This window comes from Vibrio sabulosilitoris, from assembly GCF_055391395.1.
In genome coordinates, this window is sequence record NZ_AP029599.1 from 101,383 (window position 1) to 123,459 (window position 22,077).

The 22,077-nt window shown below is 48.0% G+C and carries 35 protein-coding genes; 2 read left to right on the forward strand and 33 right to left on the reverse strand.

Annotation, left to right across the window (positions count from 1 at the left end; genetic code table 11):
• Positions 1-10: 10 nt before the first annotated feature.
• Positions 11-490: a DUF2780 domain-containing protein gene (locus ACZ5R2_RS00580; protein WP_464900356.1), complete on the forward strand. Its 480-nt coding sequence runs from the start codon at positions 11-13 to the stop codon at positions 488-490.
• Positions 491-567: 77 nt separating this feature from the next.
• Here the strand turns inward: ACZ5R2_RS00580 and rplQ are convergent, their stop codons facing one another.
• The 31 genes from rplQ to nsrR all read right to left on the reverse strand — a co-directional run bounded on the left by rplQ (position 568) and on the right by nsrR (position 18,357).
• Positions 568-954, reverse strand: coding sequence for a 50S ribosomal protein L17 (gene rplQ, locus ACZ5R2_RS00585; protein WP_031493230.1), 387 nt, complete (start codon positions 952-954; stop codon positions 568-570).
• 26 nt (positions 955-980) lie between these two features.
• Positions 981-1,973, reverse strand: coding sequence for a DNA-directed RNA polymerase subunit alpha (locus ACZ5R2_RS00590; protein ID WP_164647232.1), 993 nt, complete (start codon positions 1,971-1,973; stop codon positions 981-983).
• Positions 1,974-1,997: 24 nt separating this feature from the next.
• On the reverse strand, positions 1,998-2,618 hold the full coding sequence (rpsD, locus tag ACZ5R2_RS00595; protein ID WP_164647231.1) for a 30S ribosomal protein S4: 621 nt from the start codon (positions 2,616-2,618) through the stop codon (positions 1,998-2,000).
• Between the two features lie 27 nt (positions 2,619-2,645).
• A complete protein-coding gene (rpsK, locus tag ACZ5R2_RS00600) occupies positions 2,646-3,035 on the reverse strand; it encodes a 30S ribosomal protein S11 (protein ID WP_001118870.1) in 390 nt (129 codons plus the stop codon).
• Positions 3,036-3,053: 18 nt separating this feature from the next.
• The gene (rpsM, locus tag ACZ5R2_RS00605; RefSeq protein ID WP_438460518.1) at positions 3,054-3,410 is read right to left on the reverse strand and encodes a 30S ribosomal protein S13; all 357 of its coding nucleotides are present in this window, start codon (positions 3,408-3,410) and stop codon (positions 3,054-3,056) included.
• 146 nt (positions 3,411-3,556) lie between these two features.
• On the reverse strand, positions 3,557-3,670 hold the full coding sequence (gene rpmJ / locus ACZ5R2_RS00610) for a 50S ribosomal protein L36 (RefSeq protein ID WP_000868186.1): 114 nt from the start codon (positions 3,668-3,670) through the stop codon (positions 3,557-3,559).
• 37 nt (positions 3,671-3,707) lie between these two features.
• On the reverse strand, positions 3,708-5,042 hold the full coding sequence (gene secY, locus ACZ5R2_RS00615) for a preprotein translocase subunit SecY (RefSeq protein ID WP_438460519.1): 1,335 nt from the start codon (positions 5,040-5,042) through the stop codon (positions 3,708-3,710).
• A gap of 20 nt (positions 5,043-5,062) precedes the next feature.
• On the reverse strand, positions 5,063-5,497 hold the full coding sequence (gene rplO, locus ACZ5R2_RS00620; RefSeq protein WP_438460520.1) for a 50S ribosomal protein L15: 435 nt from the start codon (positions 5,495-5,497) through the stop codon (positions 5,063-5,065).
• Positions 5,498-5,502: 5 nt separating this feature from the next.
• Complete coding sequence (gene rpmD, locus ACZ5R2_RS00625) at positions 5,503-5,679, reverse strand: 50S ribosomal protein L30 (RefSeq protein WP_004410429.1); 177 nt, start codon at positions 5,677-5,679, stop codon at positions 5,503-5,505.
• Positions 5,680-5,686: 7 nt separating this feature from the next.
• Positions 5,687-6,190, reverse strand: a complete 504-nt coding sequence (rpsE, locus tag ACZ5R2_RS00630) for a 30S ribosomal protein S5 (protein ID WP_004745894.1) — start codon at positions 6,188-6,190, stop codon at positions 5,687-5,689.
• 14 nt (positions 6,191-6,204) lie between these two features.
• A complete protein-coding gene (gene rplR / locus ACZ5R2_RS00635; RefSeq protein ID WP_164647227.1) occupies positions 6,205-6,558 on the reverse strand; it encodes a 50S ribosomal protein L18 in 354 nt (117 codons plus the stop codon).
• A gap of 9 nt (positions 6,559-6,567) precedes the next feature.
• On the reverse strand, positions 6,568-7,101 hold the full coding sequence (gene rplF, locus ACZ5R2_RS00640; RefSeq protein WP_464900357.1) for a 50S ribosomal protein L6: 534 nt from the start codon (positions 7,099-7,101) through the stop codon (positions 6,568-6,570).
• Between the two features lie 12 nt (positions 7,102-7,113).
• Positions 7,114-7,506: a 30S ribosomal protein S8 gene (rpsH, locus tag ACZ5R2_RS00645; RefSeq protein ID WP_464900358.1), complete on the reverse strand. Its 393-nt coding sequence runs from the start codon at positions 7,504-7,506 to the stop codon at positions 7,114-7,116.
• A 29-nt stretch (positions 7,507-7,535) separates the two neighbouring features.
• Positions 7,536-7,841 carry a 30S ribosomal protein S14 gene (gene rpsN / locus ACZ5R2_RS00650; RefSeq protein ID WP_464900359.1) on the reverse strand — a complete coding sequence of 102 codons (306 nt, stop codon included), beginning with the start codon at positions 7,839-7,841 and terminating at the stop codon, positions 7,536-7,538.
• A gap of 17 nt (positions 7,842-7,858) precedes the next feature.
• The gene (gene rplE, locus ACZ5R2_RS00655; protein WP_464900360.1) at positions 7,859-8,398 is read right to left on the reverse strand and encodes a 50S ribosomal protein L5; all 540 of its coding nucleotides are present in this window, start codon (positions 8,396-8,398) and stop codon (positions 7,859-7,861) included.
• A gap of 26 nt (positions 8,399-8,424) precedes the next feature.
• Positions 8,425-8,742: a 50S ribosomal protein L24 gene (rplX, locus tag ACZ5R2_RS00660; RefSeq protein WP_438460524.1), complete on the reverse strand. Its 318-nt coding sequence runs from the start codon at positions 8,740-8,742 to the stop codon at positions 8,425-8,427.
• An 11-nt stretch (positions 8,743-8,753) separates the two neighbouring features.
• Positions 8,754-9,125, reverse strand: coding sequence for a 50S ribosomal protein L14 (gene rplN, locus ACZ5R2_RS00665; RefSeq protein ID WP_006075569.1), 372 nt, complete (start codon positions 9,123-9,125; stop codon positions 8,754-8,756).
• Between the two features lie 161 nt (positions 9,126-9,286).
• Positions 9,287-9,541, reverse strand: coding sequence for a 30S ribosomal protein S17 (rpsQ, locus tag ACZ5R2_RS00670; protein ID WP_464900361.1), 255 nt, complete (start codon positions 9,539-9,541; stop codon positions 9,287-9,289).
• A complete protein-coding gene (gene rpmC, locus ACZ5R2_RS00675) occupies positions 9,541-9,732 on the reverse strand; it encodes a 50S ribosomal protein L29 (protein WP_164647220.1) in 192 nt (63 codons plus the stop codon). The genes rpsQ and rpmC overlap by 1 nt, the downstream gene beginning before the upstream one ends.
• Complete coding sequence (rplP, locus tag ACZ5R2_RS00680) at positions 9,732-10,142, reverse strand: 50S ribosomal protein L16 (protein ID WP_261834581.1); 411 nt, start codon at positions 10,140-10,142, stop codon at positions 9,732-9,734. The genes rpmC and rplP overlap by 1 nt, the downstream gene beginning before the upstream one ends.
• A gap of 11 nt (positions 10,143-10,153) precedes the next feature.
• The gene (gene rpsC, locus ACZ5R2_RS00685; protein ID WP_438460526.1) at positions 10,154-10,849 is read right to left on the reverse strand and encodes a 30S ribosomal protein S3; all 696 of its coding nucleotides are present in this window, start codon (positions 10,847-10,849) and stop codon (positions 10,154-10,156) included.
• 16 nt (positions 10,850-10,865) lie between these two features.
• Positions 10,866-11,198 carry a 50S ribosomal protein L22 gene (rplV, locus tag ACZ5R2_RS00690; protein ID WP_438460527.1) on the reverse strand — a complete coding sequence of 111 codons (333 nt, stop codon included), beginning with the start codon at positions 11,196-11,198 and terminating at the stop codon, positions 10,866-10,868.
• Between the two features lie 10 nt (positions 11,199-11,208).
• Positions 11,209-11,487, reverse strand: coding sequence for a 30S ribosomal protein S19 (rpsS, locus tag ACZ5R2_RS00695; protein WP_004736729.1), 279 nt, complete (start codon positions 11,485-11,487; stop codon positions 11,209-11,211).
• Positions 11,488-11,508: 21 nt separating this feature from the next.
• The gene (gene rplB / locus ACZ5R2_RS00700) at positions 11,509-12,333 is read right to left on the reverse strand and encodes a 50S ribosomal protein L2 (RefSeq protein WP_438460528.1); all 825 of its coding nucleotides are present in this window, start codon (positions 12,331-12,333) and stop codon (positions 11,509-11,511) included.
• A 16-nt stretch (positions 12,334-12,349) separates the two neighbouring features.
• Positions 12,350-12,652, reverse strand: coding sequence for a 50S ribosomal protein L23 (gene rplW, locus ACZ5R2_RS00705; protein ID WP_164647215.1), 303 nt, complete (start codon positions 12,650-12,652; stop codon positions 12,350-12,352).
• Positions 12,649-13,251: a 50S ribosomal protein L4 gene (gene rplD / locus ACZ5R2_RS00710; protein ID WP_047047613.1), complete on the reverse strand. Its 603-nt coding sequence runs from the start codon at positions 13,249-13,251 to the stop codon at positions 12,649-12,651. The genes rplW and rplD overlap by 4 nt, the downstream gene beginning before the upstream one ends.
• 17 nt (positions 13,252-13,268) lie before the next feature.
• Positions 13,269-13,898, reverse strand: coding sequence for a 50S ribosomal protein L3 (gene rplC, locus ACZ5R2_RS00715; protein WP_464900362.1), 630 nt, complete (start codon positions 13,896-13,898; stop codon positions 13,269-13,271).
• Between the two features lie 14 nt (positions 13,899-13,912).
• Entirely contained in the window at positions 13,913-14,224 is a 312-nt protein-coding gene (rpsJ, locus tag ACZ5R2_RS00720; protein WP_001181007.1) for a 30S ribosomal protein S10, read from the reverse strand.
• Positions 14,225-14,635: 411 nt separating this feature from the next.
• A complete protein-coding gene (rlmB, locus tag ACZ5R2_RS00725) occupies positions 14,636-15,373 on the reverse strand; it encodes a 23S rRNA (guanosine(2251)-2'-O)-methyltransferase RlmB (RefSeq protein WP_464900363.1) in 738 nt (245 codons plus the stop codon).
• A 14-nt stretch (positions 15,374-15,387) separates the two neighbouring features.
• A complete protein-coding gene (rnr, locus tag ACZ5R2_RS00730) occupies positions 15,388-17,844 on the reverse strand; it encodes a ribonuclease R (protein ID WP_464900364.1) in 2,457 nt (818 codons plus the stop codon).
• Between the two features lie 90 nt (positions 17,845-17,934).
• Positions 17,935-18,357, reverse strand: coding sequence for a nitric oxide-sensing transcriptional repressor NsrR (gene nsrR / locus ACZ5R2_RS00735; protein ID WP_464900365.1), 423 nt, complete (start codon positions 18,355-18,357; stop codon positions 17,935-17,937).
• A gap of 134 nt (positions 18,358-18,491) precedes the next feature.
• Here nsrR and hmpA point away from each other — a divergent pair, with 134 nt between their 5' ends.
• Complete coding sequence (gene hmpA, locus ACZ5R2_RS00740; RefSeq protein ID WP_464900366.1) at positions 18,492-19,694, forward strand: NO-inducible flavohemoprotein; 1,203 nt, start codon at positions 18,492-18,494, stop codon at positions 19,692-19,694.
• A 71-nt stretch (positions 19,695-19,765) separates the two neighbouring features.
• On the opposite strand, the gene motX is transcribed toward hmpA, so the two are convergent.
• Both motX and ACZ5R2_RS00750 read right to left on the reverse strand, forming a co-directional pair.
• Positions 19,766-20,401, reverse strand: a complete 636-nt coding sequence (motX, locus tag ACZ5R2_RS00745; protein ID WP_438460534.1) for a flagellar protein MotX — start codon at positions 20,399-20,401, stop codon at positions 19,766-19,768.
• 333 nt (positions 20,402-20,734) lie between these two features.
• On the reverse strand, positions 20,735-22,051 hold the full coding sequence (locus tag ACZ5R2_RS00750; protein ID WP_464900367.1) for an adenylosuccinate synthase: 1,317 nt from the start codon (positions 22,049-22,051) through the stop codon (positions 20,735-20,737).
• Positions 22,052-22,077 lie beyond the last annotated feature (26 nt).

Sequence of the window (22,077 nt, forward strand, 5' to 3'; positions counted from 1 at the left end):
AGGAGAGACTATGAAAAAAACACTAACCATCCTATGCTCAACATTACTGGTTATCTCAACCAGTAGTTATGCCTTTCTAAGCTTAGGGGGGGACGATGATGATAGCTCTGGTGGGCTAATGGATATGGCTAGCGATATGATGTCGGGCGCGGAGTCATCGCCACTCACCGACCTATTGTCTAGTCAACTCTCTGTAACGCCTGAGCAAGCGGTGTCGGGTTCAGGGGCGCTACTGTCACTGGCGCAGAGTCAGCTATCTTCCGAAAATAGCAGCGAATTAGCCTCCCTTATCCCAGGAATGTCAGAGCTTAGTAGCGCGACAAGCCTACTTGGCTCGATAGAGGACATTAGCGCTGTCACCAGTGCATTTGAGGCGGTTGGGCTAGATGCTTCGATGGTCAGTCAATTTGCACCGGTTATCTTGAGCTATCTCACTGATCAGGGCGCAAGCAGTGGCTTGCTCAGTGCTCTGGGAGGGATTTGGCAGTAAAGCGAATAACGGCCTAAATTCAGATACAAAAAAGCCGAGCATTAGATGCTCGGCTTTTTAGTTAAACGAAACTGAGATTACTCAGCAGCTGCTTCTTCAGATGCTTCTGGGCGATCTACAAGCTCAATGTAAGCCATTGGAGCTTTGTCACCAGCACGGAAGCCAGCTTTTAGGATACGAGTGTAACCGCCCTGACGAGCAGCAAAACGTGGACCTAGTTCGTTAAATAGTTTTGCAACTACTTCGTTATCACGAGTACGTGCAAATGCTAGACGACGGTTAGCAACACTGTCAGTCTTAGCTAGTGTAATCAAAGGCTCAACTACGCGACGTAGCTCTTTTGCTTTTGGCAAAGTAGTCTTGATAACTTCATGACGTACTAGAGAGCTAGCCATGTTGCTGAACATCGCTTTGCGATGTGAGCTGTTGCGGTTGAGTTGACGACCACTCTTACGATGGCGCATGACCTAATCCTTCTAACTAGTATCGATTAATCTTCAGCGATAGACGCTGGTGGCCAGTTTTCTAGGCGCATGCCCAGAGAAAGACCACGTGATGCAAGTACGTCTTTAATCTCAGTAAGAGATTTTTTACCCAGGTTAGGCGTTTTAAGTAGCTCAACCTCAGTACGCTGTACAAGATCACCGATGTAGTGAATCGCTTCTGCTTTCAGACAGTTAGCAGAGCGAACTGTTAGTTCAAGATCGTCTACAGGACGCAGTAGGATCGGATCGAATTCTGGCTTCTCTTCCTTCTCCTCAGGTACACGTACATCACGAAGATCTACGAACGCATCCAATTGCTCAGCAAGAATAGTTGCTGCGCGACGGATTGCTTCCTCAGGTTCTAGAGTACCGTTCGTTTCCATATCGATAACAAGCTTGTCCAGGTCAGTACGCTGTTCAACACGAGCTGCTTCAACCGCGTAGGCAATTTTGTCTACTGGGCTGTAAGTCGCGTCAACTAGCAAACGACCGATTGGACGCTCATCTTCTTCAGTATGGATACGAGCAGAAGCTGGAACGTAACCACGACCACGTTCTACTTTGATACGCATAGCGATCTCAGCGTTGTCATCAGTTAGATGACAAATTACGTGTTCAGGGTTTACGATCTCTACATCACCGTCATGGGTGATGTCACCTGCAACCACAGGGCCTGAGCCTGATTTGTTCAACGTAATAAACACTTCATCTTTGCCTTCGGCAACGCGAACAGCCAAACCTTTAAGGTTAAGAAGAACTTCAAGAATATCTTCCTGAACACCTTCTTTAGTGCTGTATTCGTGTAGAACGCCTTCAATCTCTACTTCAGTGACAGCACAACCTGGCATTGAAGATAGTAGAATACGGCGAAGTGCATTACCAAGAGTATGGCCGAAACCACGCTCTAATGGCTCAAGAGTTACTTTGGCGTGAGTCGTGCTGATTTGTTCGATATCAACAAGACGTGGCTTAAGAAATTCTGTTACAGAACCCTGCATTGTGTCCTCTCTTTAGTTTAAACCTTACTTAGAGTAAAGCTCGACGATCAATTGTTCGTTGATGTCAGCAGATAGATCTGAACGCTCAGGCATACGCTTGAATGTACCTTCCATCTTACCAGCATCTACTTCAATCCAAGTTGGTTTTTCACGTTGTTCAGCAACTTCTAGAGCCGCTTTAACACGAGCTTGCTTTTTAGCTTTCTCGCGAATAGATACAACGTCGTTAGCCGCAACTTTGAAAGAAGGAACATTTACAACGTTACCGTTAACTAGGATAGCTTTGTGGCTAACTAGCTGACGAGATTCAGCGCGAGTAGCACCAAAGCCCATACGGTAAACTACGTTGTCTAGACGACCTTCTAGAAGCTGAAGTAGGTTTTCACCAGTGTTGCCTTTAAGGCGAGCTGCTTCTTTGTAGTAGTTACGGAATTGTTTTTCTAGAACGCCGTAGATACGACGAACTTTTTGCTTCTCACGAAGCTGAACGCCATACTCAGATAGACGACCGCGACGAGCGCCGTGTACACCTGGTGCGTTATCAATTTTACACTTGGTATCGATCGCACGAACACCAGACTTAAGGAACAAGTCAGTGCCTTCACGACGGCTAAGCTTCAGCTTAGGACCCAAATATCTTGCCATGATTCTTCTCCAGTAATCTAAGAAACGTTATACGCGACGTTTCTTAGGTGGACGACAACCGTTATGAGGGATTGGTGTAGCATCAACGATGTTTGTGATGCGGAAACCAGCAGCGTTCAGTGCGCGAACAGTAGATTCACGACCTGGACCTGGACCCTTAACCATAACTTCCAAGTTCTTAAGACCGTACTCTTTAGCCATTTCAGCACAACGCTCAGCAGCAACCTGTGCAGCGAACGGAGTAGACTTACGAGAGCCACGGAAACCTGAACCACCTGCAGTAGCCCAAGCTAGTGCGTTACCTTGACGGTCAGTAATGGTTACGATTGTGTTGTTAAAAGAAGCATGGATGTGCGCAACGCCATCTGCAACTTGCTTGCGAACGCGCTTACGCGCGCGAGTTGGTTGTTTAGCCATTGTACTCTACCTTCCCGATTATTTCTTGATCGGCTTACGCGGACCCTTACGGGTGCGAGCGTTGGTTTTAGTACGCTGTCCACGTAGTGGTAGACTGCGACGATGACGAAGACCACGGTAACAGCCAAGGTCCATAAGACGCTTGATGTTCATTGATACTTCACGACGTAGATCACCCTCTACAGTGTACTTAGCTACACCATCACGCAGTTGATCGATCTGCTCTTCAGATAGTTCACTGATCTTAACATCTTCAGCAATACCTACTTCAGCTAGAATAGCTTGAGAGCGGGTTTTACCGATACCGTAGATCGCTGTTAGAGCGATTACAGCATGTTTCTGATCAGGAATGTTAATGCCTGCTATACGGGCCATTATTCACTCCTAGTGTTTCGAAAAAAAATAGCCGCAGCAAAGCCCGTTATGGATACGCTGCGGGGTACTACTTCTTTTGCACGCAAAAGGTAGGGCGAGGAATATACTCGACACTACCTTATATTTCAAGTAAAAATTTCTGCTAATTAGCCTTGGCGCTGTTTGTGCTTTGGCTCACTGCAAATCACGCGAACAACACCGTTGCGCTTGATTACTTTACAGTTACGGCAGATTTTTTTAACGGAAGCACGAACTTTCATTGCTAAACTCCGTAATTGAACTGAGACAACCGCCGAATTAACGACCGTAGCCTTTCAGATTCGCTTTTTTCAACACAGAATCATATTGTTGTGACATCATATGAGTCTGTACCTGTGCCATAAAGTCCATAATTACAACCACTACGATAAGTAGTGATGTACCGCCGAAGTAGAAACGTACGTTCCACGCGACCATCATGAACTCTGGGATCAGACAGATAAAGGTAATGTACAGGGCGCCCGCTAGGGTTAGTCGTGTCATCACTTTATCGATATATTTCGCTGTCTGCTCACCTGGGCGGATACCGGGTACGAATGCACCTGACTTCTTCAAGTTATCGGCTGTCTCACGCGGGTTGAAAACCAACGCCGTGTAGAAGAAACAGAAGAAGATAATCGCTGCTGCATAAAGCATAACATACAACGGTTGACCCGGGCTTAGAGCCAAAGACACGTCGGTTAACCAACCGAACATGCTGCTCTCGCCGTTCTGACCAAACCATTGAGCCAATGTTCCTGGGAACAAAATAATGCTCGATGCGAAGATTGCAGGAATTACACCAGCCATATTAATTTTCAATGGCAAGTGAGTGCTTTGTGCTGCAAATACCTTACGACCTTGCTGACGCTTTGCGTAATTGACAACGATACGACGTTGACCACGCTCCATGAAAACAACGAAGTAGATAACAGCAAAAGCAAGTACCGCAATCAACAGCAGAAGAAGTACATGCAGTTCACCTTGACGCGCCTGCTCGATTGTTTGACCGATTGCCGAAGGCAATCCAGCAACAATACCTGCAAAGATCAGTATCGAGATACCGTTACCGATCCCACGCTCTGTAATTTGTTCACCTAACCACATCAAGAACATGGTACCGGTTACTAAACTTACGGTAGCAATTAGCGTAAACATGGTTTGGTTGATAACAACCAGATTGTCGACCATGTTTGGTAGGCCAGTTGCAATACCTATAGCCTGGAATGTTGCAAGTACAAGCGTGCCATAGCGTGTGTATTGGCTAATCTTACGACGGCCAGCTTCACCCTCTTTCTTGAGTTCAGCTAGCGCCGGATGAACTACAGTAAGCAGTTGGACAACAATCGAAGCCGAAATATACGGCATGATGCCCAACGCAAATATAGATGCACGCTCAAGAGCACCACCGGAGAACATGTTAAACATCTCTACGATGGTACCTTTTTGCTGTTCGAACAAATCGGCAAGTACAGCCGCATCAATACCAGGTAGAGGTACGAATGAACCGGCACGGAATACTATTAGAGCCCCTAATACGAAGAGAAGACGCGACTTCAATTCCGCTAATCCGTTATTCGCACTACTAAAATCTTGTCCTGGTTTTTTAGCCATCTGTACCTTTCCTACGAAGATTAATCTTCGATTTTACCGCCTGCAGCTTCGATTGCAGCTTTAGCGCCTTTAGTTACGCGAAGACCTTTAACCGTAACAGCTTTGTTGATCTCGCCAGAAAGAACAACTTTAACAAATTCGATGTTCTTTGTAACGATGTTAGCTGCTTTTAGGCTGTTTAGGTCTACTACGTCACCAGTTACCTTCGCTAGCTCAGCTAGACGAACTTCAGCAGACACTAGGCTCTTACGAGAAGTGAAACCGAATTTAGGTAGACGTTGTTTCAGAGGCATTTGACCGCCTTCAAAACCTGGACGTACGCTGCCGCCAGAGCGAGACTTTTGACCTTTGTGGCCACGGCCACCTGTTTTACCAAGGCCAGAACCGATACCACGACCTACGCGCTTCTTAGAAGGCTTAGAACCCGCAGCCGGTGATAGAGTATTCAAACGCATTCTGATTACTCCTCAACTTTAACCATGTAGTAAACCTTGTTGATCATACCGCGAACGCACGGAGTATCTTCAAGTTCTACTGTGTGGTTGATTTTACGAAGGCCAAGACCTTTCAAGCACGCTTTGTGCTTAGGTAGGCGACCAATTGAGCTTTTAGTTTGAGTTACTTTAATAGTTGCCATGGTGTTCTTACTCCGAAATAGATTCAACAGTTAGACCACGTTTAGCAGCAACCATTTCTGGCGACTTCATGCTACCTAGTGCATCGATCGTTGCACGAACGATGTTGATAGGGTTCGTAGAACCGTATGCTTTAGATAGTACGTTGTGTACGCCAGCAACTTCTAGTACTGCACGCATCGCACCACCTGCGATAACACCAGTACCTTCTGCAGCAGGCTGCATGTAAACTTTAGAGCCCGAGTGGCGACCTTTCACCGGGTGGTGAAGAGTGCCTTCGTTAAGCGCGATCGTAGTCATGTTACGACGTGCTTTTTCCATTGCTTTTTGAATCGCTGCAGGTACTTCACGAGCTTTGCCGTAACCGAAACCTACGCGACCGTTACCGTCACCAACTACAGTTAGTGCAGTAAAGCTCATGATTCGACCACCTTTAACCGTTTTAGAAACGCGGTTAACTGCGATTAGCTTTTCTTGCAAATCATTCGCTTGAACTTGTTGTTCTTTAGCCATCTTCCAACCCTACCTTAGAATTTCAGACCAGCTTCGCGAGCAGCTTCTGCTAGCGCAGCCACACGGCCGTGGTATTGGAAACCAGAACGATCGAATGCAACAGCAGAAACGCCTTTTTCAAGAGCGCGCTCAGCAACAGCTTTACCTACTGCTTTAGCTGCGTCGATGTTACCAGTGTATTTCACTTGCTCACGGATCGCTTTTTCTACAGTAGAAGCAGCTGCGATAACCTCAGAGCCGTTTGCCGCGATAACTTGTGCGTAAACGTGGCGAGGAGTACGGTGTACTACCAGGCGAGTTGCACCAAGTTCGGCAATCTTACGACGTGCACGTGTAGCACGACGGATGCGAGATGCTTTCTTATCCATAGTGTTACCTTACTTCTTCTTAGCTTCTTTAGTACGCACATTTTCATCTGCGTAACGAACACCTTTACCTTTGTAAGGCTCAGGCTCACGGTAAGAACGAATGTCAGCCGCAACTTGACCTACTAGTTGCTTGTCACAACCAGTAATAACGATTTCAGTTTGGCTTGGACACTCTGCTTTGATACCTTCCGGAAGTTCGTGCTCAACAGGGTGTGAGAAGCCAAGAGTTAGACCTACAGCGTTGCCTTTGATAGCAGCACGGTAACCTACACCCTTAAGAGTTAGCTTCTTAGTGAACCCTTGAGTAACACCAACAACCATGTTGTTAACTAGAGCGCGAGCAGTACCTGCTTGAGCCCATGCGTTAGCAACACCTTCTTTAGGACCAAAAGTAAGGTTGTTTTCTTCCTGAGCGATAACAACCGCGTCATTAAGAACGCGAGTTAGTTCGCCTTTAGCACCTTTTACAGTAACTTCTTGGCCGTTTAGTTTCACCTCTACGCCAGCTGGAATAGCGACAGGTGCTTTAGCAACACGAGACATATTCTACTCCTATTAAGCTACGTAGCAGATGATTTCACCACCAAGACCTGCTTTACGCGCAGCACGGTCTGACATAAGACCCTTGGAAGTTGAAACTACAGCAACACCTAGGCCGCCCATTACAGAAGGAAGTTGATCTTTCTTCTTGTAAACGCGAAGGCCTGGACGAGAAACACGCTTAAGTTGCTCGATAACTGGTTTAGCTTGGAAGTACTTAAGAGTAACTTCTAGCTCAGGTTTAACTCCGCTTTCAACAGCGAAGTCTACGATGTAACCTTCAGCTTTAAGTAGTGCAGCAATTGCAACTTTAAGCTTTGAAGAAGGCATTTTAACAGCAACTTTGTTTGCTGCCTGACCGTTACGAATACGGGTCAGCATATCCGAAATCGGATCTTGCATGCTCATATGATTTACTCCAAATGATTAAGTGGCAATTACCAGCTAGCCTTACGAAGTCCAGGAATCTCGCCTTTCATGCAAGCTTCGCGAACTTTGATACGGCTTAGACCGAACTTACGTAGGTAACCGTGTGGACGACCAGTTTGGTTACAACGGTTGCGCTGACGTGACGCACTTGAATCACGTGGAAGAGATTGCAGTGTAAGAACCGCATTCCAACGATCTTCTTCTGATGCATTTACATCGCTGATGATAGCTTTAAGAGCTGCACGCTTCTCAGCGTACTTAGCTACAAGCTTTGCACGTTTTTCTTCACGTGCCTTCATAGAATTTTTAGCCATAACAGTAACCCTTCACCTTACTTGCGGAATGGGAAGTTAAAGGCAGCCAGCAGAGCACGGCCTTCCTCATCAGTACCAGCAGACGTCGTTACAGTGATGTCTAGACCGCGTACTCGATCAACTTTATCAAAGTCGATTTCCGGGAAGATGATTTGCTCGCGAACGCCCATGCTGTAGTTACCGCGTCCGTCAAAAGACTTAGCGCTAACACCACGGAAGTCACGTACACGTGGAAGAGCGATGTTAATCAAACGCTCAAGAAAATCCCACATACGTTCGCCACGCAAGGTTACTTTACAACCGATTGGGTAGCCTTCACGAATTTTGAAACCTGCAACAGATTTACGCGCTTTAGTGATAAGTGGCTTTTGACCAGAGATCGTTGCCATATCCGCAGCTGCGTTTTCTAGAAGTTTCTTATCGTTGATTGCTTCACCCACACCCATGTTAAGGGTGATCTTTTCGATTCTAGGGACTTGCATGACGCTTGAGTAGTTGAACTGTTTGGTCAGTTCAGCGACTACAGACGACTTGTAGTAATCATGCAGTTTCGCCATAGTAGAACTCCAAATTACTTCTATAATTAATTAGAAATGGTTTCGCCGTTAGACTTAAAGAAACGAACTTTCTTACCGTCTTCAATACGGAAACCAACACGGTCAGCTTTACCAGTAGCTGCGTTGAAGATAGCCACGTTAGAAGCGTCGATTGCTGCTTCCTGCTCTACGATACCGCCTTGGATACCCATAGCTGGAACAGGTTTCTGGTGCTTCTTAACTAGGTTGATACCTTCTACGATAACTTTACCAGTTGCTAGAACCTTAGTTACTTTACCTTTCTTGCCTTTATCTTTACCAGCAAGAACGATTACTTCGTCATCACGACGGATTTTAGCTGCCATCTGAGTGCTCCTTATAGTACTTCTGGAGCCAGTGAAACAATCTTCATGAATTTCGCATTACGAAGTTCACGAGTCACTGGGCCAAAGATACGAGTGCCGACTGGTTGCTCAGTAGTGTCGTTCAACAATACACAAGCATTACGGTCGAAGCGAATGACAGAACCGTCTGGACGACGTACGCCTTTACGGGTGCGAACTACTACCGCCTTCAGTACATCACCTTTTTTAACTTTACCGCGAGGAATTGCTTCTTTCACAGTAACTTTGATGATGTCGCCGATGTGTGCGTAACGACGGTGTGAGCCACCCAGAACCTTAATACACATTACCTTGCGCGCGCCAGAGTTATCTGCAGCGTCAAGTGTACTTTGCATTTGGATCATTGTTAGTGCTCCGCTAAATATTAAAACTAGACCCTCTCGGGTCGGGCTGCCTCTTTAAAAGGGACGCGAATTGTACCACCCTTTTTTGAGATTGGGTAGACAAAAAATAAGCGGCCCCAAAAAAATTTTGGAGCCGCTTTAAAATCATAGAATTAGCTTGATTAAATCTTAGCCTTTTCTACAACTTTTACCAAAGTCCAAGACTTAGTCTTAGACAGTGGACGACATTCACGGATCTCAACAGTATCGCCTAGGCCACACTCGTTGTTCTCGTCATGTGCATGCAGTTTAGTCGTGCGCTTTACGTATTTACCGTAAATTGGGTGCTTAACCATGCGCTCAATAGCAACAACGATAGACTTGTCAGCCTTGTTGCTAATTACACGACCAAATGAAGTACGGATTTTGTCGCTCATTATGCGCCTGCCTTCTCAGTCAATACGGTTTTAACACGTGCGATATCACGACGTACAGCTTTAAGAGTATGAGTCTGCTGTAGTTGACCAGTCGCAGCTTGCATGCGCAAGTTGAACTGTTCACGTAGCAGATTCAGTAGCTCAGCGTTAAGTTCTTCAACGCTTTTCTCGCGTAGCTCTTGTGCTTTCATTACATCACCTGTTTAGTTACAAATGTTGTTTTGATAGGCAGTTTACGAGCCGCTAGGCGGAACGCTTCACGTGCCAACTCTTCAGGTACGCCATTCATTTCGTACATAACCTTACCAGGTTGGATTTGAGCAACCCAGTACTCAACGTTACCTTTACCTTTACCTTGACGAACTTCAAGAGGCTTTTCAGTAATCGGCTTGTCTGGGAAAATACGAATCCAGATTTGACCTTGACGTTTGATGTGACGTGTCATTGCACGACGTGCCGCTTCGATCTGACGAGCAGTGATACGACCACGGCCAACAGCTTTAAGACCGAATTCGCCGAAGCTTACTTCAGTACCTTTAGCTAGACCACGGTTACGACCAGTCTGAACCTTACGGAACTTAGTACGTTTTGGTTGTAGCATCGTTAGACTCCTTACTTACGGCCTTTACGCTGCTTCTTAGGCTTGTCGCCTGGCTCTACAGCGTTAGCTGCTGGCATGCCGCCTAGGATCTCACCTTTGAAGATCCAAGTCTTGATGCCGATCACACCGTATTGGGTGTGAGCCGAAGAAGTTGCGTAATCAATGTCAGCACGTAGAGTGTGTAGAGGCACACGGCCTTCACGGTACCACTCTGAACGTGCGATTTCAGCGCCGCCTAGACGACCACTTACTTCCACTTTGATACCTTTAGCGCCTAGACGCATTGCGTTTTGTACCGCGCGCTTCATAGCACGACGGAACATAACACGACGCTCTAGCTGAGACGCGATGCTATCACCAACTAGCTGCGCATCAAGCTCAGGCTTGCGTACTTCAGCGATGTTGATTTGAGCTGGTACACCTGCAATTTTAGCTACAGCTGCACGTAGTTTCTCAACGTCTTCACCTTTCTTACCGATAACAACACCAGGACGAGCAGTGTGAATAGTCACACGGATGCTCTTCGCTGGACGCTCGATAACGATGCGTGATAGAGACGCTTTTGCTAGTTCCTTAGTAAGGAACTGACGTACCTTGAAGTCGCCGTCTAGGTTGTCAGCGAAATCTTTGGTGTTAGCAAACCATGTAGCATTCCAAGGCTTAACGATGCCAAGACGAATACCATTAGGATGTACTTTCTGACCCATTGCTTATCTCCTAGTCTTAAGCGTCTGCAACAACAACAGTGATGTGGCAAGAACGCTTCAAGATACGGTCCGCACGGCCTTTAGCACGAGGCATAATACGCTTCATGATAGGGCCTTCATCTACGAAGATTTTAGCGACATTTAGATCGTCGATATCTGCACCTTCGTTGTGCTCAGCGTTCGCGATTGCTGATTCAAGAACTTTCTTAATTAGTTCAGCAGCTTTTTTGTTGCTGAAAGTCAAGATTTCTAGAGCTTGATCAACGTTCTTGCCGCGGATTTGGTCCGCTACAAGGCGAGCTTTCTGTGGAGAAATACGAGCAAAGTTATGTTTAGCTACTGCTTCCATTTTCTACTCCTTATTTCTTCTTAGCTTTCTTATCCGCAGCGTGACCGCGGTAAGTACGAGTTGGTGCGAATTCGCCCAGTTTGTGACCGATCATTTCTTCGGTTACGAATACTGGTACGTGCTGACGACCATTATGGACAGCGATGGTCAAACCGATCATCGTAGGGATGATCATTGAGCGACGGGACCAAGTCTTAATAGGCTTTTTGTCTCCGCTTTCCACCGCTTTCTCTACCTTCTTCAGCAAGTGTAGGTCAATAAATGGACCTTTCTTGAGAGAACGTGGCATGGCGATTCCTCTTTAAATAGATTACTTGTTACGACGACGTACGATGTACTTGTCAGTGCGCTTGTTCTTACGAGTCTTAAAGCCTTTAGTTGGCTGACCCCAAGGAGATACTGGGTGACGACCACCAGATGTACGGCCTTCACCACCACCGTGTGGGTGGTCTACTGGGTTCATCACAACACCACGAACGGTTGGACGAACACCGCGCCAGCGGTTAGCACCAGCTTTACCTAGTTCACGTAGCATGTGCTCAGCATTACCAACTTCACCGATTGTTGCACGGCCTTCTGATAGTACTTTGCGCATCTCGCCTGAACGTAGGCGTAGAGTTACATATGCACCGTCGCGAGCGACGATCTGTGCGTATGCACCTGCAGAACGAGCAATTTGTGCACCTTTACCAGGCTTAAGTTCAACACAGTGTACAGTTGAACCTACTGGGATGTTGCGCATCGGCAGAGTGTTACCTGCTTTGATTGGCGCATCAACACCAGACTGGATTGAATCACCAGCTTGGATGCCTTTTGGTGCAATGATGTAGCGACGCTCACCGTCTGCGTACAGAACTAGAGCAATGTTTGCGCTACGGTTTGGATCGTATTCTAGACGCTCAACTTTCGCTGGGATACCGTCTTTAGTACGTTTGAAGTCAATTACACGGTAGTGGTGCTTGTGACCACCGCCGATGTGACGTACTGTGATACGACCGTTGTTGTTACGACCACCGTTCTTAGAGTTTTTCTCTAGAAGTGGTGCGTATGGCTTACCTTTGTGAAGGTCAGCGTTAACAACTTTAACTACGTGACGACGACCAGGGGAAGTCGGCTTACATTTAACAATAGCCATTGTTTAACTACTCCTGTTATTCCGCGCCGCCAACGAAGTCAAGATCTTGACCTTCAGCCAAAGTAACGTACGCTTTCTTAACGTCGCTGCGGCGACCTTGGCGTAGACCTTGACGTTTGGTCTTACCCTTAGTGATAAGAGTATTTACAGACTTAACTTCAACTTCAAACAACTTTTCTACAGCTGCTTTGATCTCTTTTTTAGTTGCATCTTTTGCTACTTTGAAAACGATAGTGTTCGCTTTCTCAGCAGCCATAGTTGCTTTTTCAGAGATGTGCGGGGCACGTAGAACTTTTAGGATACGCTCTTCAGTGATCATGCTAGCATCTCCTCAACTTGCTTAACTGCTTCAGCAGTAATAACAACTTTGTCGAACGCGATTAGAGATACTGGGTCGATACCAGCAACGTCGCGTGCGTCAACTTTGTATAGGTTACGAGCCGCTAGGAATAGATTCTCATCTACTTCGCTAGTCACGATAAGCGCGTCTGTTAGCTCAAGCTCTTTCAGCTTAGCTACAAGCTCTTTAGTCTTTGGTGCTTCAACTGAGAAGTTATCAACAACGATTAGACGCTCTTGACGAACTAGCTCAGAAAGAATGCTCTTCATAGCACCGCGGTACATTTTCTTGTTTACTTTTTGGCTGTGATCTTGTGGTTTCGCAGCAAAAGTAACACCACCTGTACGCCAGATTGGGCTACGAATTGTACCAGCGCGAGCACGGCCAGTACCTTTTTGGCGCCATGGCTTAGCGCCACCGCCAGAAACTTCTGAACGTGTTTTCTGAGCACGAGTACCTTGACGAGCACCTGCTGCATATGCAACAACTACTTGGTGTACAAGAGCTTCGTTAAACTCACGTCCGAAAGTAGCTTCGGAAACAGTTAGTGCATCAGCACCTTTAACCATTAGTTCCATTACTTACTCCTGAGACGTTATGCTTTAACAGCTGGTTTAACGATCACGTTGCCGCCAGTTGCGCCTGGGACTGCACCTTTAATAAGAAGCAGGTTGCGCTCAGCGTCAACACGTACGATCTCTAGGTTTTGAGTCGTTACACGCTCAGCACCCATGTGACCTGCCATTTTCTTGCCTTTAAATACGCGACCTGGAGTTTGACATTGGCCAATTGAACCAGGTGCACGGTGAGACAATGAGTTACCGTGAGTCATATCTTGAGTAGAGAAGTTCCAACGCTTAACAGCGCCTTGGAAGCCTTTACCTTTAGATGTACCAGTAACGTCTACTTTCTTAGTTTCGTTGAACAGTTCAACAGTTAGCTCAGCGCCAACTTCAAACTCTTCACCGTTTTCCAAACGGAATTCCCAAAGACCACGACCAGCTTCAACACCTGCTTTCGCGAAGTGACCTGCTTCTGGCTTAGATACGCGGTTAGCTTTCTTAGCACCAGTAGTTACCTGTACTGCTGAGTAGCCGTCAGTCTCAAGTGTACGAACTTGAGAAACACGGTTAGCTTCTACTTCAACAACAGTTACTGGGATAGAAACGCCTTCTTCAGTAAATACGCGGGTCATACCCACTTTACGACCGATTAGACCAATCATTCTTCTAATCTCCCTTAACCTAGGCTGATTTGAACATCAACACCAGCAGCAAGGTCTAGACGCATAAGTGCATCTACAGTCTTGTCAGTTGGTTCAACGATGTCGATCAAACGCTTGTGAGTACGGATTTCGTACTGGTCACGCGCGTCTTTGTTAACGTGCGGAGAGATAAGAACTGTGAAACGCTCTTTACGAGTAGGTAGTGGGATTGGACCACGAACCTGTGCGCCAGTGCGCTTAGCCGTTTCTACGATTTCCGCAGTAGAAGCATCGATTAGTTTGTAATCGAAAGCTTTTAGGCGGATACGAATACGTTGGTTCTGCATGAGACAGAGCTCCAATATTAAAAATTACACAAACAATATCGCCACTCAGACTCGCAAAGGCGAGAGAATGTACGATTGATTTATGTGAAACCGTAGCCTCCAAAATTAGGAAGCATTGTCAGTTAATTTTCGATTAACTCTTTCCATCCGAAGACAGAGAACTAATTGTATTAACCGCGAACATAAGCTGAGTCTACATTACTAAGCACTTACCGTAATAAGTAAAGCTTACTCCTCAATGCTCATTGGTTCACAACTGGCTTAACCAGTGCGGGGCATTATACAGATCACAGAATCCCATGCAAGGGGTGGGTGAAAATTAATCGGAAAAAAATCGAGGTGAGGAAAAACAGGGATATAACAGAGGGAAAAGTCTCCCCCTCAATACTAAAGGGGGAGACAAATGGCCGCTTAAGCTAAGCGCTGGCGCACCGCTTCAAATAAACACACACCAGAGGCTACCGAGACATTCAAGCTCGATACGCTGCCCGCCATCGGGATCTTGATCAGGTCATCACAGGTCTCACGTGTCAGGCGACGCATACCATCGCCCTCTGCGCCCATCACGATCGCCAGTGGACCCGTTAGCTTGGCTTGGTAGATATCGTGGGTCGCCTCACCGGCGGTACCCACAATCCATACGCCCTGCTCTTGCATCGCACGCATGGTGCGCGCCAGGTTGGTCACGCGCACCAATGGCACGGCCTCAGCCGCGCCACACGCCACTTTGCTCACGGTCGCGGTTAGCGGCGCTGACTTGTCTTTTGGCACAATCACGGCTGCCACGCCCGCGGCATCGGCATTACGCAGACACGCACCTAGATTGTGTGGGTCCGTCACGCCATCTAGGATTAGCAGTAGTGGTTGTTCATGCTTAGCCAGAATCGCGTCTAGGTCATTCTCGTTAAGCTGTTTGGCTGGCTTCACGCGCGCCATGATGCCTTGGTGGTTGGCACCACGCGCTTTATCGTCAAGCGTCTTACGCGTCATCTGCTGCAGTGACACGCCGCAGTTTTGCAGCTCAGTCAGGATCGGCATCAGGCGGTCATCTTGACGACCTTTAAGGACAAACGCCTCGATAAAGCGCTCTGGCTCACGCTCAAGTACTGCCTTGACCGCGTGGATACCATAAATAAATTCGTTACTCATATTCTGCTCTCTAACTAATTCTTACCGCGGGCTGGTCGCGCGTTCTTCTTGCGACGCACTTTCTTGCCCTTGCTGGTTTTCTTGCCGTTGGCCGGTTTGGCGCTGGCATCTTCTTTGCCATCAGGACGCACCGTTGGCTCAATCAGCGGTACCGCTTTTTGTCTCGAACCAGGTTTGGTCGCGGCACGCTTTTTCGCCTTGGCTTTCTTCTGCGCATCAGCGGCGCGTTTCTTGGCGGTCTTGCCTTTGCCGCGTAGCTTACGACTTGTCTCGACCATTTCAAAGTCAATTTGCTTATCGTTGAGGTTAACCGATAGCACCTTAACCTTAACCGCATCGCCAAGTCGGTAGATATTACCAAAGCTCTCACCAATCAAACGCTGGCCAATCGGGTCGTATTGATAGTAGTCGTTAGCCAGCGATGAGATATGCACTAGGCCATCGATATGCAGCTCAGTCAGACGGACAAAGAAGCCGAAACTGGTGACATTGGCAATCACCCCTTCAAGCTCTTCACCCACGTGATCTTGCATATACTCACACTTGAGCCAGTCAGCGACATCACGTGTCGCGTCATCGGCGCGGCGCTCGGTCATCGAGCACTGCTCACCAAACACATCCATATCGTCAAACGAATAGTGGAAGCCACCGGTCGGTGTCCAGCGATCTTTATTCGTACCCGCCTCTTTAGCAATCAGGTACTTAATCGCGCGGTGCAAGAGCAAATCTGGGTAGCGGCGAATTGGCGAGGTAAAGTGCGCATAGCGCTTGAGTGCCAAGCCAAAGTGTCCGGCATTATCCGCGTTGTACACCGCCTGCTTAAGCGAGCGCAGCAGCATGGTCTGGATCAGCTCTTTGTCCTGACGCTCACTGATCTTGTGTACAAGCTCAGCATAATCGGTCGGCGAAGGCTCCAGCCCACCTTTTAGCTCAAGGCCGAGCTCGCCTAAGAAATCACGGAAACCCTGCAGCTTAAGCTCACCCGGTGATTCGTGGATACGATACAGCGCTGGCTCTTTGGCCTTCTCTACCAGCGAGGCTGAGGCGATATTAGCTAAGATCATACACTCTTCGATGATCTTGTGCGCATCGTTACGTACCACCGGCTCAATGCGGTCAATCTTACGCTCAGCGTTAAAGATAAACTTAGTCTCAGTGGTTTCAAACTCGATCGCACCACGCTGATCACGAGCGTGCTTGAGCACCTTATACATCTTATGCAGCTCTTCAATGTGGCCAATCAATGGCTCATAGCGTGTACGCAGCTCTTCATCACCGTCTAGGATGGCACCAACCTTATTGTAGGTTAGGCGCGCATGCGAGTTCATCACCGCCTCATAGTGTTTGTAGCCAGACAGCTTACCCGCTGCGGAGATCGTCATCTCACACACCATACACAAGCGATCCACCTGTGGGTTCAGTGAGCACAAACCATTCGACAGCACCTCTGGAAGCATCGGCACCACCTGAGATGGGAAGTAGACCGAGTTACCACGTTCAATAGCTTCTTTATCCAGAGCGGTATCTGGGCGCACGTAATAACTGACGTCGGCAATCGCTACCCACAGACGCCAACCACCACTCTTCTTCGCCTCACAAAAGACCGCATCATCGAAATCACGCGCGTCTTCACCATCAATGGTCACCAAAGGCAACTTGCGCAGGTCAACGCGGCCGACTTTGGCCTCTTCTGGCACTTCCTCGCCTAAGTTGGCGATCTGCTTATCCACCTCTTGTGGCCACTCGTGCGGGATCTGATGGGTGCGGATGGCAATTTGGGTCTCCATGCCCGGCGCCATGTTCTCACCAAGCACCTCAATTACTTTGCCCATCATGCCACGGGTACGTGAGCCACGGTCGGTGATCTCAATCACCACCACGTTACCCATCCGAGCGCCTGCCTTGTGCTCGTTCGGGATCAGGATATCTTGGCTGATACGTGAGTCATCCGGGACCACGTAAGAGTAGCCATATTCTAGGAAGAAGCGGCCGACAATTTGGGTGTTACGCTCTTCAAGCACGCGCACTAGGCGACCCTCACGGCGACCACGCTTACTGTTGTCGGTCGGTTGCACCAGAACAAAGTCACCATGGATCAGGCTCTTCATCTGATGATGAGGCAATAAGATATCATCTTCTTTCTTTAGGCTTCCCTCAGGGCGTACCCAGCCATGGCCATCTTTATGACCTATCACGTAGCCTTTGATCATCTCCAGTTTCTCTGGCAACGCGTAGCATTGGCGACGGGTAAACACCAACTGACCATCGCGCTCCATGGCGCGCAGGCGGCGACGTAGGCCTTCGTATTGATCTTCACCGTTGAGCTCCAAAGCATCAAACAGGTCATTTCGGTTCATTGGCACACCCGCACGCTCGAGATAATCAAGGATGAACTCTCGGCTTGGGATGGGGTTTTCATAGTTCTGTGATTCGCGATCAGCAAAAGGGTCTTGATGACTCTTATCAGACATAGGCAGGCCTAAATTAGTTCGGAGATATGGAGCTAGTATAACATAGCTAACTCTACGAAATGGTTTGGAAAACTGGTGATGCTTGAGTTTCTATAGCTCGAGAAGGGTTACAAGTGGCTGGTTATCATCAATCAGAGACTGAATTGAACAATCATCCAGCTCTGCCAGAAACGCACGCTTGGCGGTGGCTAGCGCCTCTTTGAGACGACAGGCGGGCGTGATATGACAAAACTCACTTGAACAATTGACGAGCGTCATTGGCTCGATATCTCGAACCACCTGACCCACAGTGATCGCTTGAGCTGGTTGCAATAAGCGTATTCCACCGTTTTTGCCACGCACTGTCTCGATGTAACCAAGCTGCCCGAGGCGATTGATCACCTTGACCATATGATTACGCGACACACCAAACAACTCGGTAACACGAGTAATGTTGGTCAACTCACCTTGAGGCAATGATGCCAAGTAAATCAGGGTGCGAAGTGCGTAGTCGGTAAAGCTGGTTAAGTGCATGCTGCTATCCTCATTAATGGCAAAAAGTGTAAAGCTTTTCTTGATCAAAAGATACATTTCGGATACAACTTTAAACATACATAATAAATACACGTTAATAGTTAAGTCATATCAGAGTTTTAAAGGAAGCCACTATGCTCAGCAATCAAACCATTGAGATCGTCAAATCCACCGCCCCGTTACTGGCGCAAACAGGGCCTAAACTGACTGCCCACTTTTACACCCGCCTCTTTAGCCACCACCCTGAGCTCAAAGATATTTTTAACATGAGCCACCAAAGAGAAGACCAAGGCAATAATGGCGCACAACGCGAGGCGCTGTTTAACGCCGTGTGTGCATACGCCAACAATATCGACAACCTTGAGGCGCTATTACCGGCGGTTGAGAAGATTGCCCATAAGCACACCAGTTTTCTGATCACCGCTGAGCAATACACTATCGTGGGGGAGCACCTGCTGGCAACGATTGATGAGTTGTTTGCACCGGGCCAAGAGGTGCTTGATGCCTGGGGAGAAGCTTACGCTTTACTTGCAGACATCTTTATCCAGCGTGAGGAGCAAATCTATCAACAGTTGGACTCTCTCGAAGGCGGGTGGCGCGGCTTAAGAGAGTTCGAATTGGTCGAGAAGACCAAAGAGAGTGAACTTATCACCAGCTTTGTCTTTAAGCCGGTTGATGGTCAGCCTGTAGCGAGTTATAAGCCCGGTCAATATATTGGTCTCTACATCCAGTCCAATCTGCTCGAGAATCAGGAAATCCGTCAATACAGCCTATCTAGCGCGCCACGTAGCGATCAATATCGTATCAGCGTCAAAAGAGAAGGAGACGGCCAGGTTTCAAACTTCCTGCATGAGCAGCTCAATCTTGGCGACAGCGTCAAGCTTGCCCCGCCAGCAGGCGATTTTTTCCTTAATGCAGAGCCAAATGACCCGGTGGTGTTAATCTCTGGTGGCGTAGGGCTGACTCCGACTCTTGCGATGTTAGAAAGCCTAACTGACCATGCCGCACCCGTCACTTGGCTGCATGCGGCCAACAATGGAGGTCAACACGCCTTTCGCCAGCATGTAAACAATCTGGCACAGCAATATGCGCACATCAACGCCTACACTTGGTACAACCAACCACTGACCACAGACAGCAAGACACACGACTACCAATTTGAGGGAATGATCGACCTCAGCCGCGTGCAAAATGCGCTGACCAATCCCGATAGCCAAGTTTACTTCTGTGGCCCGGTTGGCTTTATGCAGAGCGTTGCCAAACAGTTGCTAGATCTGGGATTGCGATCAGAGCAAATCCATTATGAATGCTTCGGTCCACACAAAATCATCGACTAAAGGGCAAAAAGCCGACGTTCTCGTCGGCTTTTCTTTATTCTGTAACTTCTAGCGCGTTACGGTGCGCTTGGCTACCAGCGCGTCTCACGCAACTTGGCTCGGGCAATAATATTGTCCGGCATGCGCTGCTCTAGGCCTTGACGTAACAGCGAGATCCGTCGGTGGGTGCGTTGATCAGCAGTGACCGAATTGTACAGCCAGCGATAGGCATCCTCATAATCTAATGGACTCCCGTAGTTTCCTAGCAGCAACTCAGCTAACTGGATACGGGCATTGAGGTTACCCATTGACGCCGCCTCTCGAAGATACGGGATCGCCCGCTCCTGATCCTGCTGAACCAAGGTGCCGCGAGAATAATAACGACCTAGTTGCTCAAGCGCGGTAGGCAACCCTTGGTGGGCAGCGTTTTCCATGTAGTAAAGGCCAAGCTCGACATCTTGCTCGACACACACGCCCCAAGCAAGCATATCGCCATAAAGAAATTCATAAGTAGGCAAGTTAATCCGCGTCGCACGCGCAACAATGTCCTCTACCAGCTGACAATTATCCGCCCTCACCCGCTCAAGGTGCTTATTTTGTTCAATCAGCGAGATCAGCTCAGTTTCAGAGTAGATAGGCACAGGCTCGCCCACCTGATCGAGACCGGCCACCGCCCACTGGCTACTGACCAGCAGCAAAGCCGTTGTCGCAAATTTTGCTAGCCTCATAACATCACTCTTTCCCAGATCTATACACTCAAACACTCCCGACAAAGAAATACCATCGGGCTTGATAGAGTTATCGGCACTCGGCAGCGCAACTTTAGCTCAAAGTGGCAATAAATTGCCGTAGCGAGAAGCGCTGCTAGAGGCGAGAGTCGAGATCGTTTCACTGCGAGAACGCTTCGCTCGAGATGGTGAAATACTTGACAGCTGTGACCAAGGTTGGAAAATTTTCTCGCCTCTCGCAGGGCAAAGCCCGATCTCGACTCTCGCCTCTGATCTTAGGGTACAAAAAAGCCAGCGATAACACGCTGGCTTTCAGGTACAAACTAAACAAAATTAGTCGTTAAGCGGATGTACTTTAACGATAGTCTCGTTACGGTCAGGACCGGTAGAGATGATATCAACAGGTACGCCTGTTAGGTCTTCGATACGCTTGATGTAGTCAAGAGCCGCTTGTGGAAGCTGGTCGATTGACGTCGCGCCGAAGGTCGTCTCAGACCAACCTGGCATGGTTTCGTAGATTGGTGTCGCTTGCTCGAATGACTCAGCAGCCATTGGCGAAACCTCTAGGATAGAGCCATCTGCCATCTTGTAACCCGTACAGATTTTCAGCTCTTCTAGACCGTCTAGAACGTCTAGCTTGGTTAGACAGAAACCAGTGATAGAGTTGATCTGGATTGCGCGGCGCATCGCCACAGCATCAAACCAACCAGTACGACGTAGACGACCAGTTGTTGCGCCGAACTCGTGGCCAACATCACCTAGGTGCTTACCAATTGGGTCTTGCTTGTCTAGACCATCGTAAAGCTCAGTTGGGAATGGACCTGAACCCACGCGAGTACAGTACGCCTTAGTGATGCCAAGGATGTAACCGATGTGGCGAGGACCAAAACCAGAGCCTGCAGCAACACCACCAGCCGTGGTGTTAGAAGAGGTTACGAATGGGTAAGTACCGTGGTCGATGTCCAGTAGTGTACCTTGCGCACCTTCGAACATGATCTTGTCGCCACGCTTGCGCGCTGCATCAAGCTCGTCAGTTACGTCAATAACCATAGAAGTCAGTAGCTCAGCGAAGCCTTTAGCTTGCTCAAGTACATCTTCGTAGCTCACTGGGTCTGCTTTGTAGAAGTTGACTAGTTGGAAGTTATGGTACTCCATCACTACTTTCAGCTTCTCAGCGAATGCTTCCATATCGAAAAGGTCGCCAACGCGTAGACCGCGACGAGCAACTTTATCTTCGTATGCAGGACCGATACCACGGCCTGTTGTACCGATCGCTTTTTTACCAAGTGCTGCTTCGCGCGCTTGGTCCAAAGCCACATGGTAAGGAAGAATTAGTGGACATGCTTCAGAAATGAAAAGGCGCTCGCGCACTGGGATGCCACGCTCTTCAAGAGGCTTCATTTCTTTTAGTAGCGCTTCTGGAGAAAGAACTACACCGTTGCCGATAACGCATTTTACGTTATCACGCAGAATACCTGATGGAATCAAGTGAAGAACGGTTTTTTCACCGTCAATAACAAGAGTGTGACCTGCGTTGTGACCGCCTTGGTAGCGAACCACGTACTTTGCATCTTCAGTTAAAAGGTCAACAATTTTACCTTTACCTTCGTCACCCCATTGGGTGCCTAGAACGACTACGTTATTTCCCATCTTTCCAAGTCTGATTGCTAGTTAAA

Excerpts from the sequence above, each read along its gene's own strand:
- ACZ5R2_RS00580 (WP_464900356.1), top strand. The coding sequence starts at position 11 with ATGAAAAAAACACTAACCATCCTATGCTCAACATTACTGGTTATCTCA.
- rplQ (WP_031493230.1), bottom strand. The coding sequence starts at position 954 with ATGCGCCATCGTAAGAGTGGTCGTCAACTCAACCGCAACAGCTCACAT.
- ACZ5R2_RS00590 (WP_164647232.1), bottom strand. The coding sequence starts at position 1,973 with ATGCAGGGTTCTGTAACAGAATTTCTTAAGCCACGTCTTGTTGATATC.
- rpsD (WP_164647231.1), bottom strand. The coding sequence starts at position 2,618 with ATGGCAAGATATTTGGGTCCTAAGCTGAAGCTTAGCCGTCGTGAAGGC.
- rpsK (WP_001118870.1), bottom strand. The coding sequence starts at position 3,035 with ATGGCTAAACAACCAACTCGCGCGCGTAAGCGCGTTCGCAAGCAAGTT.
- rpsM (WP_438460518.1), bottom strand. The coding sequence starts at position 3,410 with ATGGCCCGTATAGCAGGCATTAACATTCCTGATCAGAAACATGCTGTA.
- rpmJ (WP_000868186.1), bottom strand. The coding sequence starts at position 3,670 with ATGAAAGTTCGTGCTTCCGTTAAAAAAATCTGCCGTAACTGTAAAGTA.
- secY (WP_438460519.1), bottom strand. The coding sequence starts at position 5,042 with ATGGCTAAAAAACCAGGACAAGATTTTAGTAGTGCGAATAACGGATTA.
- rplO (WP_438460520.1), bottom strand. The coding sequence starts at position 5,497 with ATGCGTTTGAATACTCTATCACCGGCTGCGGGTTCTAAGCCTTCTAAG.
- rpmD (WP_004410429.1), bottom strand. The coding sequence starts at position 5,679 with ATGGCAACTATTAAAGTAACTCAAACTAAAAGCTCAATTGGTCGCCTA.
- rpsE (WP_004745894.1), bottom strand. The coding sequence starts at position 6,190 with ATGGCTAAAGAACAACAAGTTCAAGCGAATGATTTGCAAGAAAAGCTA.
- rplR (WP_164647227.1), bottom strand. The coding sequence starts at position 6,558 with ATGGATAAGAAAGCATCTCGCATCCGTCGTGCTACACGTGCACGTCGT.
- rplF (WP_464900357.1), bottom strand. The coding sequence starts at position 7,101 with ATGTCTCGTGTTGCTAAAGCACCTGTCGCTATTCCAGCTGGCGTAGAG.
- rpsH (WP_464900358.1), bottom strand. The coding sequence starts at position 7,506 with ATGAGCATGCAAGATCCGATTTCGGATATGCTGACCCGTATTCGTAAC.
- rpsN (WP_464900359.1), bottom strand. The coding sequence starts at position 7,841 with ATGGCTAAAAATTCTATGAAGGCACGTGAAGAAAAACGTGCAAAGCTT.
- rplE (WP_464900360.1), bottom strand. The coding sequence starts at position 8,398 with ATGGCGAAACTGCATGATTACTACAAGTCGTCTGTAGTCGCTGAACTG.
- rplX (WP_438460524.1), bottom strand. The coding sequence starts at position 8,742 with ATGGCAGCTAAAATCCGTCGTGATGACGAAGTAATCGTTCTTGCTGGT.
- rplN (WP_006075569.1), bottom strand. The coding sequence starts at position 9,125 with ATGATCCAAATGCAAAGTACACTTGACGCTGCAGATAACTCTGGCGCG.
- rpsQ (WP_464900361.1), bottom strand. The coding sequence starts at position 9,541 with ATGAGCGACAAAATCCGTACTTCATTTGGTCGTGTAATTAGCAACAAG.
- rpmC (WP_164647220.1), bottom strand. The coding sequence starts at position 9,732 with ATGAAAGCACAAGAGCTACGCGAGAAAAGCGTTGAAGAACTTAACGCT.
- rplP (WP_261834581.1), bottom strand. The coding sequence starts at position 10,142 with ATGCTACAACCAAAACGTACTAAGTTCCGTAAGGTTCAGACTGGTCGT.
- rpsC (WP_438460526.1), bottom strand. The coding sequence starts at position 10,849 with ATGGGTCAGAAAGTACATCCTAATGGTATTCGTCTTGGCATCGTTAAG.
- rplV (WP_438460527.1), bottom strand. The coding sequence starts at position 11,198 with ATGGAAGCAGTAGCTAAACATAACTTTGCTCGTATTTCTCCACAGAAA.
- rpsS (WP_004736729.1), bottom strand. The coding sequence starts at position 11,487 with ATGCCACGTTCTCTCAAGAAAGGTCCATTTATTGACCTACACTTGCTG.
- rplB (WP_438460528.1), bottom strand. The coding sequence starts at position 12,333 with ATGGCTATTGTTAAATGTAAGCCGACTTCCCCTGGTCGTCGTCACGTA.
- rplW (WP_164647215.1), bottom strand. The coding sequence starts at position 12,652 with ATGATCACTGAAGAGCGTATCCTAAAAGTTCTACGTGCCCCGCACATC.
- rplD (WP_047047613.1), bottom strand. The coding sequence starts at position 13,251 with ATGGAACTAATGGTTAAAGGTGCTGATGCACTAACTGTTTCCGAAGCT.
- rplC (WP_464900362.1), bottom strand. The coding sequence starts at position 13,898 with ATGATTGGTCTAATCGGTCGTAAAGTGGGTATGACCCGCGTATTTACT.
- rpsJ (WP_001181007.1), bottom strand. The coding sequence starts at position 14,224 with ATGCAGAACCAACGTATTCGTATCCGCCTAAAAGCTTTCGATTACAAA.
- rlmB (WP_464900363.1), bottom strand. The coding sequence starts at position 15,373 with ATGAGTAACGAATTTATTTATGGTATCCACGCGGTCAAGGCAGTACTT.
- rnr (WP_464900364.1), bottom strand. The coding sequence starts at position 17,844 with ATGTCTGATAAGAGTCATCAAGACCCTTTTGCTGATCGCGAATCACAG.
- nsrR (WP_464900365.1), bottom strand. The coding sequence starts at position 18,357 with ATGCACTTAACCAGCTTTACCGACTACGCACTTCGCACCCTGATTTAC.
- hmpA (WP_464900366.1), top strand. The coding sequence starts at position 18,492 with ATGCTCAGCAATCAAACCATTGAGATCGTCAAATCCACCGCCCCGTTA.
- motX (WP_438460534.1), bottom strand. The coding sequence starts at position 20,401 with ATGAGGCTAGCAAAATTTGCGACAACGGCTTTGCTGCTGGTCAGTAGC.
- ACZ5R2_RS00750 (WP_464900367.1), bottom strand. The coding sequence starts at position 22,051 with ATGGGAAATAACGTAGTCGTTCTAGGCACCCAATGGGGTGACGAAGGT.